This is a genomic window from Marivirga arenosa, from assembly GCF_030503895.2.
GTDB classification, from domain to species: domain Bacteria; phylum Bacteroidota; class Bacteroidia; order Cytophagales; family Cyclobacteriaceae; genus Marivirga; species Marivirga arenosa.
This window is the reverse complement of the sequence record NZ_CP129970.2, coordinates 2,604,530-2,620,251: the sequence shown is the minus strand read 5'-3', so window position 1 is coordinate 2,620,251 and position 15,722 is coordinate 2,604,530. Positions and strand designations below refer to the sequence as shown.

At 34.7% G+C, this 15,722-nt stretch carries 13 protein-coding genes; all 13 read right to left on the bottom strand.

Features of this window, described 5'->3' with window-relative positions; all coding sequences use genetic code 11:
- Positions 1-46 precede the first annotated feature (46 nt).
- Positions 47-466 (bottom strand): DUF5606 domain-containing protein, encoded by a 420-nt coding sequence (locus tag QYS48_RS11490; protein ID WP_308356025.1) that lies wholly within the window; start codon positions 464-466, stop codon positions 47-49.
- A 194-nt stretch (positions 467-660) separates the two neighbouring features.
- A complete protein-coding gene (gene ftsZ, locus QYS48_RS11485) occupies positions 661-2,241 on the bottom strand; it encodes a cell division protein FtsZ (protein WP_308356024.1) in 1,581 nt (526 codons plus the stop codon).
- A 123-nt stretch (positions 2,242-2,364) separates the two neighbouring features.
- The gene (ftsA, locus tag QYS48_RS11480) at positions 2,365-3,681 is read right to left on the bottom strand and encodes a cell division protein FtsA (protein ID WP_308356023.1); all 1,317 of its coding nucleotides are present in this window, start codon (positions 3,679-3,681) and stop codon (positions 2,365-2,367) included.
- Positions 3,682-3,705: 24 nt separating this feature from the next.
- Positions 3,706-4,470, bottom strand: coding sequence for a cell division protein FtsQ (locus QYS48_RS11475; RefSeq protein WP_308356022.1), 765 nt, complete (start codon positions 4,468-4,470; stop codon positions 3,706-3,708).
- Positions 4,460-5,857 (bottom strand): UDP-N-acetylmuramate--L-alanine ligase, encoded by a 1,398-nt coding sequence (murC, locus tag QYS48_RS11470; RefSeq protein ID WP_308356021.1) that lies wholly within the window; start codon positions 5,855-5,857, stop codon positions 4,460-4,462. Before murC ends, QYS48_RS11475 begins: the two co-directional genes overlap by 11 nt.
- Positions 5,854-6,960: an undecaprenyldiphospho-muramoylpentapeptide beta-N-acetylglucosaminyltransferase gene (gene murG, locus QYS48_RS11465; RefSeq protein WP_308356020.1), complete on the bottom strand. Its 1,107-nt coding sequence runs from the start codon at positions 6,958-6,960 to the stop codon at positions 5,854-5,856. Before murG ends, murC begins: the two co-directional genes overlap by 4 nt.
- Positions 6,961-8,142, bottom strand: coding sequence for an FtsW/RodA/SpoVE family cell cycle protein (locus tag QYS48_RS11460; protein ID WP_308356019.1), 1,182 nt, complete (start codon positions 8,140-8,142; stop codon positions 6,961-6,963).
- Positions 8,142-9,506 carry a UDP-N-acetylmuramoyl-L-alanine--D-glutamate ligase gene (gene murD, locus QYS48_RS11455; RefSeq protein WP_308356018.1) on the bottom strand — a complete coding sequence of 455 codons (1,365 nt, stop codon included), beginning with the start codon at positions 9,504-9,506 and terminating at the stop codon, positions 8,142-8,144. The genes QYS48_RS11460 and murD overlap by 1 nt, the downstream gene beginning before the upstream one ends.
- A gap of 150 nt (positions 9,507-9,656) precedes the next feature.
- Positions 9,657-10,874: a phospho-N-acetylmuramoyl-pentapeptide-transferase gene (gene mraY / locus QYS48_RS11450; RefSeq protein WP_308356017.1), complete on the bottom strand. Its 1,218-nt coding sequence runs from the start codon at positions 10,872-10,874 to the stop codon at positions 9,657-9,659.
- A 6-nt stretch (positions 10,875-10,880) separates the two neighbouring features.
- Positions 10,881-12,347, bottom strand: coding sequence for a UDP-N-acetylmuramoyl-L-alanyl-D-glutamate--2,6-diaminopimelate ligase (locus QYS48_RS11445; protein WP_308356016.1), 1,467 nt, complete (start codon positions 12,345-12,347; stop codon positions 10,881-10,883).
- Positions 12,347-14,443, bottom strand: a complete 2,097-nt coding sequence (locus QYS48_RS11440) for a penicillin-binding protein (RefSeq protein WP_308356015.1) — start codon at positions 14,441-14,443, stop codon at positions 12,347-12,349. Before QYS48_RS11440 ends, QYS48_RS11445 begins: the two co-directional genes overlap by 1 nt.
- Positions 14,433-14,816: an FtsL-like putative cell division protein gene (locus tag QYS48_RS11435; protein WP_308356014.1), complete on the bottom strand. Its 384-nt coding sequence runs from the start codon at positions 14,814-14,816 to the stop codon at positions 14,433-14,435. Before QYS48_RS11435 ends, QYS48_RS11440 begins: the two co-directional genes overlap by 11 nt.
- Positions 14,813-15,718: a 16S rRNA (cytosine(1402)-N(4))-methyltransferase RsmH gene (gene rsmH / locus QYS48_RS11430; protein WP_308356013.1), complete on the bottom strand. Its 906-nt coding sequence runs from the start codon at positions 15,716-15,718 to the stop codon at positions 14,813-14,815. Before rsmH ends, QYS48_RS11435 begins: the two co-directional genes overlap by 4 nt.
- Positions 15,719-15,722 lie beyond the last annotated feature (4 nt).

The following is a 15,722-nucleotide window of genomic DNA, read 5'->3' as shown; positions in this document are numbered from 1 at the left end:
ATCTGTAATCACTCAGATGCCTTATCGTTTATAAATCAAATCAAAATCACTTACTCTCCTCTTCACTTTTTGCAGTCAATACTTCAGGAGCTTCTTTTAATAAGATGTTATACCAGCTTACTAATTTTTTAACATCTGAAGGATATACCTGATTTTCATCATAATTAGGCAACACATGCTTTAAAAACGCCATTATTTCTTCTTTTGAAGATTTATTATCAATACCTAAATCATCTCCAAACTCTTCATTCATAGTATTAAAGATTTTCTGTAAGGCAACGTTTCCTTCGGCATCGGTAGTATATATAGATATTTCATCTAGTATAGATACTCTATCGTGAGCGTGAGCTACTAATTTCTGTTTTTTATTGTCCAGAGACTCTAGAATAACACCTGTTCTTGATGGTTTAACAACTTTAAATAAACCTCCTTTTCCACTTACTGATGCAATATCTTTTAATTCCATGTTTTAATATTCTTAAAATTGATTGACGAATTTACAGTAAAGATTTTCGTTTTCACAAAATTAAGGAGCTGTTTTTAATTGATATTAGTTTTACCATAAATTCTCATGGATTATGGATATTTTAACTTTTAAAATAAAAAAGCAGCTCCGATTGAAGCTGCCTTAACACCTGTTTATTATGACTTAAAATAAAATCAATCTACATTATCATGTAAAAACTTATTATTGCCTAGTATCTGATTATCATCATTTAAATTAAAACGTGATATGTTCTTTTCAGAAGAATGCGGAACATCTTTCAATTTTACTTGCTTACGCTTATAAGCGGGTACTTCCATTTGCTTGTAGGCTTCAGGAGTATTCGTATGACCACCATTTAAGTTTTTAAGCTTCTCTATTCTTTCAATAGATCTTCTTCTTAACATTTCCTGATGTTCAGCTTCACGTTTATCTAAATCATCTTGGTTCCCCATATTTTCCGTATGATCTACAATTTCATAATCATGAGATAAACTTTCTGTGAAATCATCAGCATACTCATTTTCTTCTTCTATATATTCAGGCTCTTCCTGTTTTTTAGAAGGAAATCCAAATGAATAGCCTCTTTCTTCATCAGCATTAGGTCTAGATTCTTGCTGTGTATTTCTTTTTTCAAAAGTAAAGGGTCTAGAGTCAGTTTTTGGTTCTTGCTTAGGCTTATCTTCCTTTTGTTCGTCACCAAAAAGCGTTATCTGCTTATTAGAATCTAAATCATATACCTTACGGGCCTCTTTATGAGGAATAGCATTTTCTTTGTATCCAGTTTGATCGAAACCAGTTGCAATAACTGTTACAGACAATCCTTCACCTAAAGTTTCATCCACACCATGACCGAAAATCACCTCAGCCTCATCTCCAGCTCTTTCTTGAATATAATCTGTGATCTCAGTTAATTCATCCATCTGGAGTTCTGCTTTTTCACCAGAAATGATGGATAACAATATTTTTTGAGCTCCCAAGATATCGGTATTATTCAATAAAGGAGAAGATAATGCTTCCTCTGCTGCTCTTAATGCTCTACCGTCACCATCGGTTTTGGCAGATCCCATAACAGCTGCACCAGCATTTTTCATAACAGTTTTAACATCTTCAAAATCCACGTTTACCTGACCTGGAACTGTTATGATTTCAGCAATCCCTTTTGCTCCTGTTGTTAATACATTATCTGCTTTCGCAAATGCATTCCCAATAGTAAGATTTCCGTGAATCTCTCTCAACTTATCATTGAGAATAACCAAAACCGTATCACAGTTTTCCTTTAATTGACGAATACCTTCTTCCGCCTGTCTGACTTTTTTCTTGCCTTCAAAACTGAATGGAGAGGTTACAATTCCAACCGTTAGGATATCCATTTCTTTAGCTATACGGGCGATTACAGGAGCAGCTCCTGTACCAGTACCTCCGCCCATACCAGCCGTAACGAAAACCATTTTGGTATCATTACCTAGTAAGTCTCTAATATCTTCTTTGCTTTCAAGGGCCGCATCTTTTCCTTTTTCAGGATTAGCACCAGCACCCAATCCGCTTGTCAGATTAGTTCCAATTTGTAATTTGTTAGGCACAGGACTTGATTTGAGTGCTTGTGAGTCAGTATTACATACTATGAACTCTACATCTCTGATGCCCTGATTAAACATGTGATTAACAGCATTACTGCCACCGCCACCAACACCTATTACTTTAATAATAGATTTATGGTGTTTTGGAATTTCGAATTTATAAGCTCCTTCAGTCATAATATCCGTGTTTTATATCCTTTCGATATCATTCGATATATAATTTTCTACATTAAAAATCTCTTTAGTACTCAACATTAGTAACCTCTAAAGATTTTCTTGTAATTGCCTAATAGGCACTAATTAATAGTCATCTTTATCGTCAAAATCATCTATCAAAAAGCTCTTGGTCTTATTGATAATTTTTGAAAAAAAGTCTCCTTCTCTTTTTGAACCTTTCTGCTTATGGTTGATAAACATATTCTGATTATTCAACTTTGCTTCAAGGTATCTATTTTCTCGTTCATCAATGGAACGATAACCTGCCAATACTAAACCAACTGATGTGGCATACATCGGGCTTTTAACAGCCTCTATTTTTGTTCTTCCTAAATGCTCATTTGGATATCCAATACGAGCATCCATTCCTGTTAAATATTCTACTAATTGACGAGCACTATGCATCTGCGACCCACCACCAGTTATTACAATTCCACCAGCAAGGCGACCTTCATAACCTGACGCTAATATCTCTGCATGTACTAAATCAATAATCTCTTCCATTCTAGCTTCAACAATATGAGCTAGGTTTTTAATGGATATTTCTTTTGGCGCTCTATTTCGTAAGCCAGGAATTGAAACAATTTCATTTTCACTTGCTTCAGTTGAGATAGCTCTACCAAATTTAGTTTTAAGTAATTCAGCCTGCTGTTGCATTACCATACATCCTTCCTTGATATCAGAAGTAATGATATTACCTCCAAAAGGAATTACGCCTGTATGTCGGATTATATTTTCATGGAAGATCGCAATATCAGTTGTTCCACCCCCTATATCTACTAAGCAAACTCCCGCTTCTTTTTCATCATCTGATAATACAGCCAAGCTAGAAGCTAAAGGCTCCAATATCATATTTTCTATATCCAAACCTGCTCTTTTTACACATTTTTGGATGTTATTGATTGAATTAATATCAGCAGTGATCACATGGAAATCAGCTTCAAGGCGAATACCTGTCATTCCTACAGGATCTTTTATACCGTCATCATAATCAACCGTATATACCTGTGGCATTACATGAATTATCTGATTACCAGCAGGAATTACCATACGATGCATATCGTTGGTAAGGCGATTAACATCCTCCACGGTAATTTCTTCCTCTCTATCATCACGTGTGATACTACCTCTTTGTATTGAACTTCTGATGTGATGACCTGCAATCCCTACATTCACCACTTTTATATCGATACCGGAATTATCTTCTGCTTCTTCCACAGCCTTTTTGATGGCCAGAATAGTCTTCTCAATATTGATGACTTTTCCTTTTACCACACCATCAGATACGGCCTTACCCATACCTAAAACATCTAGTTTACCATAATCATTTTTATGGCCCACTATCACGCATATTTTAGTGGTTCCTATGTCTAATCCGACTACTATTTTATCATTTTGCATATCCATGTATCGCCTTAGGTTATTCTATTCACAAATGATTTGTTCTTTAAACTGTAAATTTACACGATCGTATCGATTCCACCCGCGATCGGGCAATATCTTATCATAAAAAATTTTAAGTTTTGATAATTTATCAGAATAATTATACACCGTCCCAAATTCGATCAACTGTTTAGTAACCTGTGGGTATATATTTATTATCCCTCTATCATCTACTTCTAATTGTGCAAACTGTGCACTCCAAAATTTATCTTGCTCTATAAACTTAATAAAATGAAACAAATCTTTTCCAGCTTGATCAGCTAGCATATCCTTTTCTAAATAAGGATTAAAAAAATCTCCAGACAACACCATTACTCTAGCAGTAAATCGATCTGAAACTGGAAGTATTTTCCCTTGATCACTTATATAGTGATCTTCACCGTTTGGATCAAATATTCTTGCAATAGGTCTGGCCTGAACTGCATCTACCATCATGTTCCCAGCCAAGTCTCTATATACCTCTGCCGTTTGGATAAACTTATGTGCATTAACCCTTTCTTCCAAATCTTTTAATTTAAATTTTTCATATGGAAGATTCATAATCATTTCATTGCCATTCTTGGTTAAAAGGCTGTTAATATCAGCTTCATTTAAGAAAAAGTTTCCTTGCTGATTTTCAATATTAATAATGATCTTTTTGCATAAGACTTCATTCTGCTTTTTGCTTACAAAGCCAATAGTTACCAAAAATATTATAATTGGTAAAACGATCTTCAGGGCAATATTTAAAGACTTTTTAAGCTGCATACTGCTTTTCAAATATATTTTTTAAGGGTTTTACTAATTGATCAATATTTCCTGCTCCCATAGTGATAAAGACCTCGAAATCTTTATTTTGTAAATACTCAATTGCCTTTTCTTTTTCAATCTTAATCTTTTCATTAGCTTGGATTGATTCCAGCAACATATTGCTATTCACACCTTCTATTGGCAACTCTCTTGCAGGATAAATATCTAACAATATGACTTCATCCGCCAGACTTAAACTTTGTGAAAATTCAGAGGCAAAATCACGAGTTCTTGAAAACAAATGAGGTTGAAATAATACACTCACTTTTTTACCTGGGTATAAAGATCTCACGGATGTAAGCATGGCTCTGATCTCACTAGGATGATGAGCATAATCATCAATGAAAACAAAATTTTCTGATTGAACTATATATTCAAATCTTCTCTTTACACCCTTGTATGACTTTATTCCCTTTTGAATTAATTCAGGTTTAATTCCAAGTTGATACGCTACTGCAATAGCCGCAACTGCGTTTTCAACATTATGAAAGCCAGGAACTGACAATTCGAAACCTTCAATTGTATTATTTCTAAAAGCTACATCAAATACAAATTTCGCATTCTTAACCTGAACATTTAAAGCTCGTATATCTCCAGCATTAATGCCGTAAGATTGAGGTTTAGCTTTTATCTTTTTATTAGCTATTTCATCCCAAAGACCATCCTTAATATAAATATCACCATTTGGATTCACCTTCTCTAAAAATAAAGAAAAAGACTTTTTAAGTTCTCCTATTTGACCATAAATATCTAAGTGATCAGCATCTGTAGAAGTAACAATTGCGATATTAGGTTTTAAGGTTAAGAATGACCGATCATATTCATCAGCCTCTACCACAATAATAGCTTTTTTATAATCCTTTTCATTCATGACCATATTAGTACCATAATTGGTAGTAATGCCACCTAAAAATCCTGCGATATCTTTATTGCCACTTTTTAACAAATGAGCCACCATTGAGCTTGTAGTCGTTTTACCATGGGTACCCGCAACTGCAACTGTAAACATGCCTTCTGTTAGCAATCCTAAAACTTCAGATCTTTTCAACATCTCAATCCCTTTTTCTTTCAGAAAATTAAAACCAATATGATCTTTAGGAATTGCAGGAGTATACACTACAATATTTTTGGTACTTGATTCAAATACAAATTCAGGAATTGCCTCTACTTCATCATTAAAATGAATGTGAATTCCTTCTTCAATTAGTTTATTTGTAAGGTCGGTTGATGTTTTATCATAACCATAAACATTTATCCCATTATGGTGAAACCAGCGAGCAAGTGCACTCATACCAATCCCTCCAATCCCGATGAAATATGCGTTATGTATATTTTTTATATTCATTCAATCATTTTAAAAATAATCGATACTATATCTTGAGTGGCGCTTGGTTTTGCCATTTTCTTAATATTTTTCGCTAATTCAGTCTGCTTATCTTCATTTTGCAACAGTGATAAAGTAGTAGGCAATAGTTCTTTTATAGAATTCTCATCTTTTACTATTTCAGCAGCATTTTCTTTAACCAAAGCCATTGCATTTTTAGTTTGATGATCCTCAGCTACATTAGGTGAAGGCACAAATACAACAGGTTTAGCTACTACCGCCAATTCTGAAACAGATAGTGCTCCTGCTCTAGAAATAATAATATCAGCTGCAGCATAAGCAGCCCCCATATTTTTAATGAATTCTAATATTTTAACATTATCTAAATTAGCCTTGTCAGATCTTGATAGCATTTCTTTATGATAAAGTCTGCCTGTTTGCCAAAGCATTTGAATAGTATCATTATTCAGTAATTCTAAATTCTGAACAATGCTTTCATTAATTGTCCTTGCTCCTAAACTTCCTCCTAAAACCAGTATAGTTTTCTTACCTTCTTCTAAATCAAAACTTTTTAAAGCTTCTTTTTTAGCAGGTAAGTTCAATAAATCTTTCCTAATTGGATTACCAGTTATATTAAGCTTCGATTGAGAAAAATATTTTTCCATTCCATCATAAGCCACACAAATTTGCTTCACCTTTTTTCTTAACCATTTATTGGTTAAGCCAGCATAGGAATTTTGCTCCTGTAATAAACATGGTATTCCAAGATTTGAAGCGGCTCTTAAAGTAGGGCCACTAGCATAGCCACCAACTCCAATAACAGCATCTGGCTTGAAGTTTTTCACAATCTTTTTTGCCTGCTTTAAGCTATTCAATAATTTAAAAGGGAAACTCAAATTCTTTATGGACAAACTTCTTTGAATGCCTGCTATCGGTAGGCCAAATATTTTATATCCAGCTTCTGGCACTTTTTGCATTTCCATCTTACCCTCAGCACCTACAAATAAAATTTCAGCATTAGGCAATTGATTTTTAATCTCATCAGCAATAGCTAATGCAGGAAATATGTGACCGCCAGTGCCTCCTCCACTTAAAATAAATCGATATGGTTTTTGCATATCCATTTAAGCTGCTTCTTTTTTAGGTAAGTTTGAAAATTGTTTTTTACTCAATGCATCGGGAGTTTCTTCTATTTCTCCTCTGCTTACGCTTAATATTATTCCCATTGCTATACCTGTAAATAATAAAGAAGTCCCTCCCATACTTAATAGGGGCAATGGTAAACCTGTAATCGGCCCTAAACCAACCGCGACAGCCATATTTACCATGGCTTGAATTACGATCGCGAAACTCAGTCCTGCAGAAAGTAATCCTCCGTAGGCCCTACCACTGGCAGCTGCCGCTTTCATTCCTCTATAGAGAAGAGTGAGATACAATAAAATTACAATGCCCGCTCCTATCATTCCATATTCCTCCACTACAATGGCAAAAATGAAATCAGAAAATGCCTCTGGCAGGAAATTTCTTTGTGAACTATTTCCTGGACCTTTACCTGTAATCCCTCCAGTGGCTACAGCGATATAAGATTGCTGAGCTTGATACGGTACATTTTCTTTATTGATGAAATTTTCAACTCTACTGATTGCTGTCTCTCCCCTTTGCCCTACTACCATTGCTATACTAACCGCAAAAACACCCACAAAAGCCAACATGGCTAAATACTTCACGGGTATTCTACCAATAAATAAAAGTAGCATACAGGTTAAGAATAATAATATTGCGGTCGATAAATTAGTCATGGCAATTAAACCACAGATTAAACCACACCACCCTAACATTGGGATAAGTGACTTTTTAAAATCATGAATATTTTGTTGCCGCTTCGAAAGCATCCCTGCCAAATTGATGATTAAGGCTAGTTTTGCTAAATCAGATGGCTGAAAAGATTGATTAATGAAAGGAATCGTGATCCACCGTGATGCACTATTCAAATTCACACCAAACTGCCATGCAAAAATTAACAATGGAACAGATAACCATAAGGCCAATCTTGACAATTTAGAATAATATCTATAATCTATTTTATGGGCTACCCACATAGCTAAAAAGCTTAACAATACTAAAAAGCTATGTCTTATTAAGTAGTATTCAGTATTTCCACCAAATTTGAAATACGCTATACTTCCAGTGGCACTGTATACCACCAAAATACTAAGCATCCCTAAAGCAAAGACCACAGACCAAATTACCGGGTCTCCTTTAAGGTGTTTATCTGTCCAAGCCTTTATGTTTTGAATATTAAGCATTACTGTGATATTTTCTTTAATTCGATTTCTCTCTCTAATAATTGAAAAGCTAAACGAAACTGATTTCCTCTATCTTCATAATTTTTGAATAAATCAAAGCTGGCACAAGCTGGAGATAATAAAACTACCTCTCTATCTTTCGATAGATGATATCCAATTTTTACCGCTTCCTGCATAGATTGTGTTTCCTCTATTATTGGGCATCTATCCTTAAAGTGCTTCTTAATCTTATCATTATCTTTTCCTAAACAGATAATAGCTTTCACATTTCCACTAACTGAGTCTAACTGGCTATAATCATTTCCTTTGTCGACTCCACCTACTATCCAGATAATTGGTCGACTAAAAGCTTCTAGGGCATAATAAACTGCATCTACATTAGTAGCTTTAGAATCGTTTATAAATTCAACACCATGTATGTTACCAACAGATTCAAGTCTATGCTGAATGCTCTTGAATTTTGGTAAACTCTCTTTAATTTGATCATCTTTAATTTTAGTCAGTTTCGCAGTTAAAATAGACGCCATAGCATTGATTTTATTATGTCTTCCTTTTATGGGAAGCAGTGATTGTGAAAAATGATGTTTTTTGTCCTCTATATTGATTACGATCTCAGAAGAATCAGCAAATGCATTTAATGATTGATTTGTAAAGCCAACATTTAGGATTTCCGCTTCAATATTATACTTCGGTAATGCTTCATTAATCAGTTGATTGCCTTCAACCAAAATGGCAAAATCTTCCTCAGATTGATTTTTGAATAGTGAAAACTTAGCGTTCACATAGTTTTCAACTTTATAGTGATAACGATCTAAGTGATCTGGTGTAATATTCAAAAGTACCGCGATATGAGGCTTAAAATCAACAAAGCCATCAATCTGGAAACTGCTACACTCCAATACCCACCAATCATAATCCTGATCAACTAATTGAGCAGCCATACTTTTTCCAATATTCCCCCCTAAACCTACTGACAAAGCTGCTTCTTTTAGCAAATGATATGTCATCATGGTAGTAGTAGATTTACCATTGGTTCCCGTAATCGCAATTATTTTCCCTTTTGTGAATTGGTAAGCAAATTCAAGCTCATCTATCACTTTGATGTTTTTAGCTACAGCCTTTTTAATTATCTCAACCTCTGGATTTATTCCAGGGCTTTTAATAATCGTATCTGCATTTAATATTTTTTCTTCAGTGTGTTTACCTTCTTCAAATTGAATATGAGCATTGTATAATTTTTCTTTAAATGAGTCAGATATGGTTCCAAAATCAGACACAAAAACATCATATCCCTTTGCTTTTGCTAGCAAAGCAGCACCTGTTCCGCTTTCTCCTGCTCCTAATATGATGATTCTTTTATTCACTGTCTATTTTCTTATTTCTATTTATTTCTAACTTACTTCTATCTATTTCAATTTTATCTAACTCCGGTCTGACCTAAGGTACCGACCTACTCATGATTCAATTTTCTCTTTTAATGCTATCCCAATTTCCCCTTTGGGGATTAAAGGGCTTTATCTTAATTTTAAAGTTGCTACTGAAATAATGGCTAATAATATTCCTACAATCCAAAATCGGTTTACAATTTTTGATTCATGAATTCCTTTCTTTTGATAATGATGATGAAGCGGAGACATCAAGAATATTCTTCTTCCTTCTCCGTATTTCTTTTTAGTGTATTTGAAATAACTTACTTGAATAATCACAGATAGATTTTCAATTAAGAATATCCCACATAAAACAGGTATTAAAAGTTCTTTTCTGATTACAAGAGCCAGTACAGCAATTATCCCCCCGATAGAAAGACTACCTGTATCCCCCATAAAAACTTGAGCTGGATGGGTGTTATACCATAAAAAGCCTACGCAGGCCCCAACAAATGCCGCACAGAAAATCACAATTTCTCCACTGTTTGGTATAAACATGATGTTGAGATATTGCGAAAAAATAGCATTACCCGATACATAAGCGAAAATGGCTAGAGCTAAACCTATTATAGCTGAAGTTCCAGCCGCTAGACCGTCAATTCCATCAGTGATATTAGCTCCATTGCTAACTGCTGTAACGATGAATATCACCCATAAAACATAAATGATAACCGTATAACCATCAGGTAGAAATGGGAAAATATTGCTGTAATCAAATTCATTGTTTTTGAAGAAAGGGATAGTCGTAACCATCGACTTCACATCTTCAAATGAGCTTTCTGTCACCATTTCAACACCATCAGAAACGCTTACGGGATCCCCAAATTCCCTTACTGTCACATCAGGGTGATAGAACAAAGTTAAGCCCACAATAAGCCCTAAACCAATTTGTCCGAATACTTTGAATTTACCCTGTAAACCTTCTTTATTCTTTTTAAAAACTTTGATATAGTCATCTAAGAAGCCTATTAACCCCATCCATACGGTTGAGATTAATAATAAAATGATATAAATATTATCAATTTTTGAGAACAGTAATACTGGAATTACTATAGCAAGAATAATCATTATCCCTCCCATCGTTGGAGTTCCAGCCTTTTCAATTTGTCCATCCAAGCCTAAATCTCGAACCGTTTCGCCTACTTGCTTTCTTCTTAAGGCATTGATCAATTGCTTGCCGAAAGTAATTGTAATCAAAAGTGAAAAAAGCGTAGCCATTCCAGCTCTGAAAGAGATGTATTGAAACACCCCTGCTCCCAGAAGATCTAATTTTTTATTTAAGAAGTCGAATAAATAATATAACACCCTATTCTATTTGTTATGTATTAGATTTAACATTTCATTTACTACTTCCTTATCATCGAAATGGCTTCTTTCTCCTTTAATTTCCTGATAAGTTTCATGACCTTTCCCGGCCACTAATATGATATCTCCCTTCTGAGCGAAGCTGCAAGCAAGCTTAATAGCTTCTTTTCTATCAGGAAGATTTGTTACTTTTCTTATTTGCGAAATCGGCACTCCTTTTTGCATATCTGCAATAATGGCTTCAGGCTCTTCATATCTTGGATTATCCGAAGTGAGAATCACTCTATCGCTATATCTGCAAGCAATCTCAGCCATAACTGGCCTTTTTTCTGTATCTCTATTCCCACCACAGCCTACTACAGTTAATACTTGTTCATTACCCGTTCTGATGTTATCAATAGTATTCAACACATTTTCTAATGCATCAGGAGTATGTGCATAATCCACTATTGCAGTAATACCTGCTTTATTGGGTACTTGCTCAAATCTCCCATTGTTCAATTCTATTTGAGATAAGTGCATCAATACTTCTTCACTATCTTCTTCTAATAGATTAGCAGTTGCGTAAGCCGCAAGTAGATTATATGCATTGAAATAACCGATCTGTCTGAACCAAACATCTTTCTGATCCACTGTAAGCTCTAATCCCTGGAGTGAATTGTTCAATACTTTTGCTTTGTAAGTCGCCATCATTTTTAAGGAATAAGTATTCTTTGAGGCTTTACAATTCTGAAGCATCACCATTCCTCTTTTATCATCCACATTTACTAAAGCAAAAGCATCTGATGGAAGATCATCAAACAACTTTTTCTTAGCTTTTATATAATTATCAAAAGTCTTGTGATAATCTAGATGCTCATGGGTAATATTGGTGAAAATAGCACCTGCTAATTTTAGACCCGCCATTCTTTCCTGAGCAATCGCATGGCTACTAGCTTCCATGAAAACCATAGTGCATCCATGATCTACCATCTTGCTCAATAAAGCATTCAACTGTAATGCATCAGGAGTCGTATGAGTTGCAGGAATTACCAGATCATCAATTTGATTTTGAACCGTGGATATCATTCCGGTGTGATATCCTAAACTCATAAATAATTTATGAAGCAAGCTTACGGTAGTAGTTTTACCATTAGTACCTGTAACTGCAACTAATTTTAATTTTTCAGAAGGATGATCATAATAGTTATCGGCCATGATCCCTAAAGCCTTAGCAGAATCCTCAGTTTGAACATAAGTAACTTCAGGATGAATATTATGCGGGATATCTTCACAAATTACAGCTACAGCACCTTGCTCAACAGCTTTGCTTATATAATCATGACCATCTACTTGAGTACCTTTAACGGCTACAAAAACATCTCCTGATCCTACAATCCTCGAATCGAATTGAATAGCATCAACAGAAATATCAGTAGCACCAGATATGCTCACTAATTTTACTTTGTATAATATGTCTTTTAAAATTGCCACTAACCTACTTCTAATTTAATAGTGCTACCTTTTAATGCTCGCGATCCCGGATATTGAGATTGCTGCATCACTCTACCTTTACTTCCTTTTACTTGTACTTGAAGACCTGTATTTTCTAATAAATAAAGTGCATCTCTTAAAGTCATTCCTCTAACATCTGGCACTAATCCATTTTGATGTTGATTATTTGGTTTCCATTTAATTGAATTGTTATGAATAGAAGCTCTTACCCAGTCTACATCTTGAGATTCTGCGTGGTTAGAAACACCTAAATAGTTAAGCATCGAAGCTAAATCACTTCTATTCCCTGCTTGTACTACAGGGAATATTCCTTCCTCAGGCTTCTCCTCCAATTCGTACTCATCGTGCATATTTAAATCTAGCGCATAAATCTTATCTGCAATTTCTTTGAATACCGGAGCCGCTACATCAGAACCATATTGCTGATATCCCTTAGGATTATCCATCACAACTATAGCTGAATATTTTGGATTATCCGCTGGAAAATACCCAGCAAAAGAGGTGTAATACTGCCTTACATATCTACCATTCTTTAGACTTTGGGCTGTACCCGTTTTACCAGCAATTTTATATTCTGCATTGTTGATATTGGAGGCTGTTCCTTCCTCAACAACTCCTTCAAGCATTTTTTTAAGTTTTTTAAGTGTTTCTTCAGAGCATATTTGATCACTGATTACACTAGTTTTGAAAGTATTAATTTCCTTATCTGTCTTTTTAATTGATTTCACTAAAAGCGGACGGATCATTTTTCCATTATTTGCAATGGCATTATATAAGGTTAGTGTATGAAGCGGAGTTAATTCCAAACCGTAGCCATAAGCCATCCATGGCAATGTAATACCACTCCATTTTTTAATAGGTGGAATATTAGGTTTACCCTCTCCTACCATTTGAAAACCTAAAGGCTGTGTTAAACCCATAATTTTCAAATAGTCCAAAAATCTTTGAGGATTTTCTCTAAAGGTTTCATCAATTAATTTAGCAATTGCAATATTGGAAGATTTTTTAAAAGCTTCTTCTATAGTAATGGTACCGTAACCACCCGGCTTATGATCTCTTACCGTTTCTTTATAAAATTTTAATTGGCCATCACCAGTCTCTATGGAGTCTGATAATTGAATTTCTTTCTCTTCCAATAAAGCCATATAAGAAGCTAATTTGAAAGTAGAACCAGGTTCTCTTAATCCATGACTTCCCACTGCATAGTTATAAACCTCACCATACTTACCATTCTTCAACTTTTTAAGATTAGAAATGGCTTTAATTTCACCCGTTTCAACTTCCATTACAACCACACAGCCCATATCCGCATCATGCTTTATCAAATGTCTTAAAAGTGCTGATTCTGATACATCTTGTAAGTTTATATCAATAGTAGTTTGGATATCAAATCCATCTTTTGGTCTTATTTCAGATCCATCATTTACAGGTCTCCAGCTACTGCCAGATATTTTTTGAAATAATGCTTTGCCGTTAGTGCCAGCTAAATATTTATTAAAACTGTATTCTAATCCTGCTCCATAATCATTCTCATTCAAGAAGCCTATTGTTCTAAAAGCTAGATTAGAGAATGGACGGAATCTTTTATCTGTTTTAGTAAAAATTACTCCTCCACCTAATCTTCCTTCTCTGAAGATAGGCCAGGTTTCCATTTCCTTTTTCTTTTGATAACCAATTAAATCTCTTGTTAAGAAGATATACTGCCTTCCCTTTTGTCTAGCAGAAGTAATTTTTTGTTTATAATAAGTCTTACTATTTCCAAAGTTTTTAGCTAGCATTAAGCTTAAAGAATCAATCCCTTCTCTAAAAAGTTGTTCGTCAGCGATAGTCGGATCAAAAGCCACCTTATAAAAAGGCAAAGAAGTAGCTAACAAGCTCCCATTATCGGAATATATATTTCCTCTGGTAGCTTTCACTTCCTGATAACTCATGGTAATTTCTTCTGCCATCTTTTTCCATTTTTCACCATCCATCCATTGGATATGGAAAATCTGATACATGATAGCCCCAGCAAAAATTACAATTGCCAAAAATGCTAGTCTTACTCTTAGTAATATGGACTTCTTAATATTCACCTTTCTCTACTACTATTTTAAAGGGTGGTTTTTCTGACTCTTTTAATCCTAATTTTTTAACTTTTTTAGCCACTTCAGATTGCTTCGAAGCAAACATATATTCTGATTTTAATGTGGTATAATCTGCTCTAAGATCTTCTACTTCTTGGTGCAATTTGTCAATTTTTCTAGTAGTTTTATCAGCATAATGACTGTTCCCTATGTAGAAAATACCCATAGCCACTAAAAAAAGAACATAGGGAAGATACTTTACTGGTAAGCCAGCATCTTGAGCATTTCCACCTATTCTCTTATCTAATCTGGAAAAGATGCTTCCAGAAGATGAGTCCTTTGCTTTATTTTTATCCTTTGCTTTAAAAGTGTTCCCTTTCATAACTTTTCAGCAATTCTTAATTTTGCACTTCTTGCTCTATTATTTCTCTCAACCTCTTCTTCATCAGCTACTACGGGCTTGCGAGTTAAGGCTTTAAAAGGTTTTAATACATTACCATAAAAATCTTTCTCTTCATGGCCGTCTAATTTCCCTTTATTGATATAATTCTTTACTAGCCTATCTTCAAGACTGTGATAGCTCATTACAACCAATCTCCCACCTGGTTTTATTACTTCTTCCATTTGAAGTAGAACCTCCTCTAAAGCCTTCAATTCTTCATTCACTTCAATTCTTAAGGCTTGAAATACTTGAGCATAATATTTATTCTCTCTACCTCTTTTGGCAAATTTCTCCAAAACAGCTTTAAGCTCTCCTATGGTATTAATGGGATTATTATTTCTGGCTGAAACTATAGCAGCTGCTAAAGTTTTTGCATTTCTAACCTCACCATATAGCCCAAAAATTTTATGTAAGTCTGCTTCACTGTATTCATTAATGACCTGTTTGGCAGATAATGAAGCATTTTGATCCATTCTCATATCCAATTCAGCGTCAAAACGAGTAGAAAATCCTCTTTCTGCTTTATTAAACTGATGGGAAGAAACTCCCAAATCAGCTAAAACTCCATCGAGCTGTTTAACTCCATACAGTTTTAAATACTTCTTAATATATCTGAAATTTGCTTGAACAAATTCAAAGCCTGGATGATCAATGGTCTCAGCATTTGCTTCAGCATCTTGATCTTGATCGAAGCTGAATAACCTACCATCGGTTAACTTCTCTAAAATTGCTTTAGTATGTCCGCCTCCGCCAAAAGTTAAATCGGCATAAACTCCAGATGGCTTTATAGCCAATCCATCCAGACATTGCTGTAACATAACCGGTTCGTGATATTCGCTCATATTG

Excerpts from the sequence above, each read along its gene's own strand:
- QYS48_RS11460 (WP_308356019.1), bottom strand. The coding sequence starts at position 8,142 with ATGCTTAATATTCAAAACATAAAGGCTTGGACAGATAAACACCTTAAA.
- QYS48_RS11435 (WP_308356014.1), bottom strand. The coding sequence starts at position 14,816 with ATGAAAGGGAACACTTTTAAAGCAAAGGATAAAAATAAAGCAAAGGAC.
- murG (WP_308356020.1), bottom strand. The coding sequence starts at position 6,960 with ATGGATATGCAAAAACCATATCGATTTATTTTAAGTGGAGGAGGCACT.
- ftsA (WP_308356023.1), bottom strand. The coding sequence starts at position 3,681 with ATGCAAAATGATAAAATAGTAGTCGGATTAGACATAGGAACCACTAAA.
- QYS48_RS11475 (WP_308356022.1), bottom strand. The coding sequence starts at position 4,470 with ATGCAGCTTAAAAAGTCTTTAAATATTGCCCTGAAGATCGTTTTACCA.
- rsmH (WP_308356013.1), bottom strand. The coding sequence starts at position 15,718 with ATGAGCGAATATCACGAACCGGTTATGTTACAGCAATGTCTGGATGGA.
- QYS48_RS11490 (WP_308356025.1), bottom strand. The coding sequence starts at position 466 with ATGGAATTAAAAGATATTGCATCAGTAAGTGGAAAAGGAGGTTTATTT.
- murC (WP_308356021.1), bottom strand. The coding sequence starts at position 5,857 with ATGAATATAAAAAATATACATAACGCATATTTCATCGGGATTGGAGGG.
- ftsZ (WP_308356024.1), bottom strand. The coding sequence starts at position 2,241 with ATGACTGAAGGAGCTTATAAATTCGAAATTCCAAAACACCATAAATCT.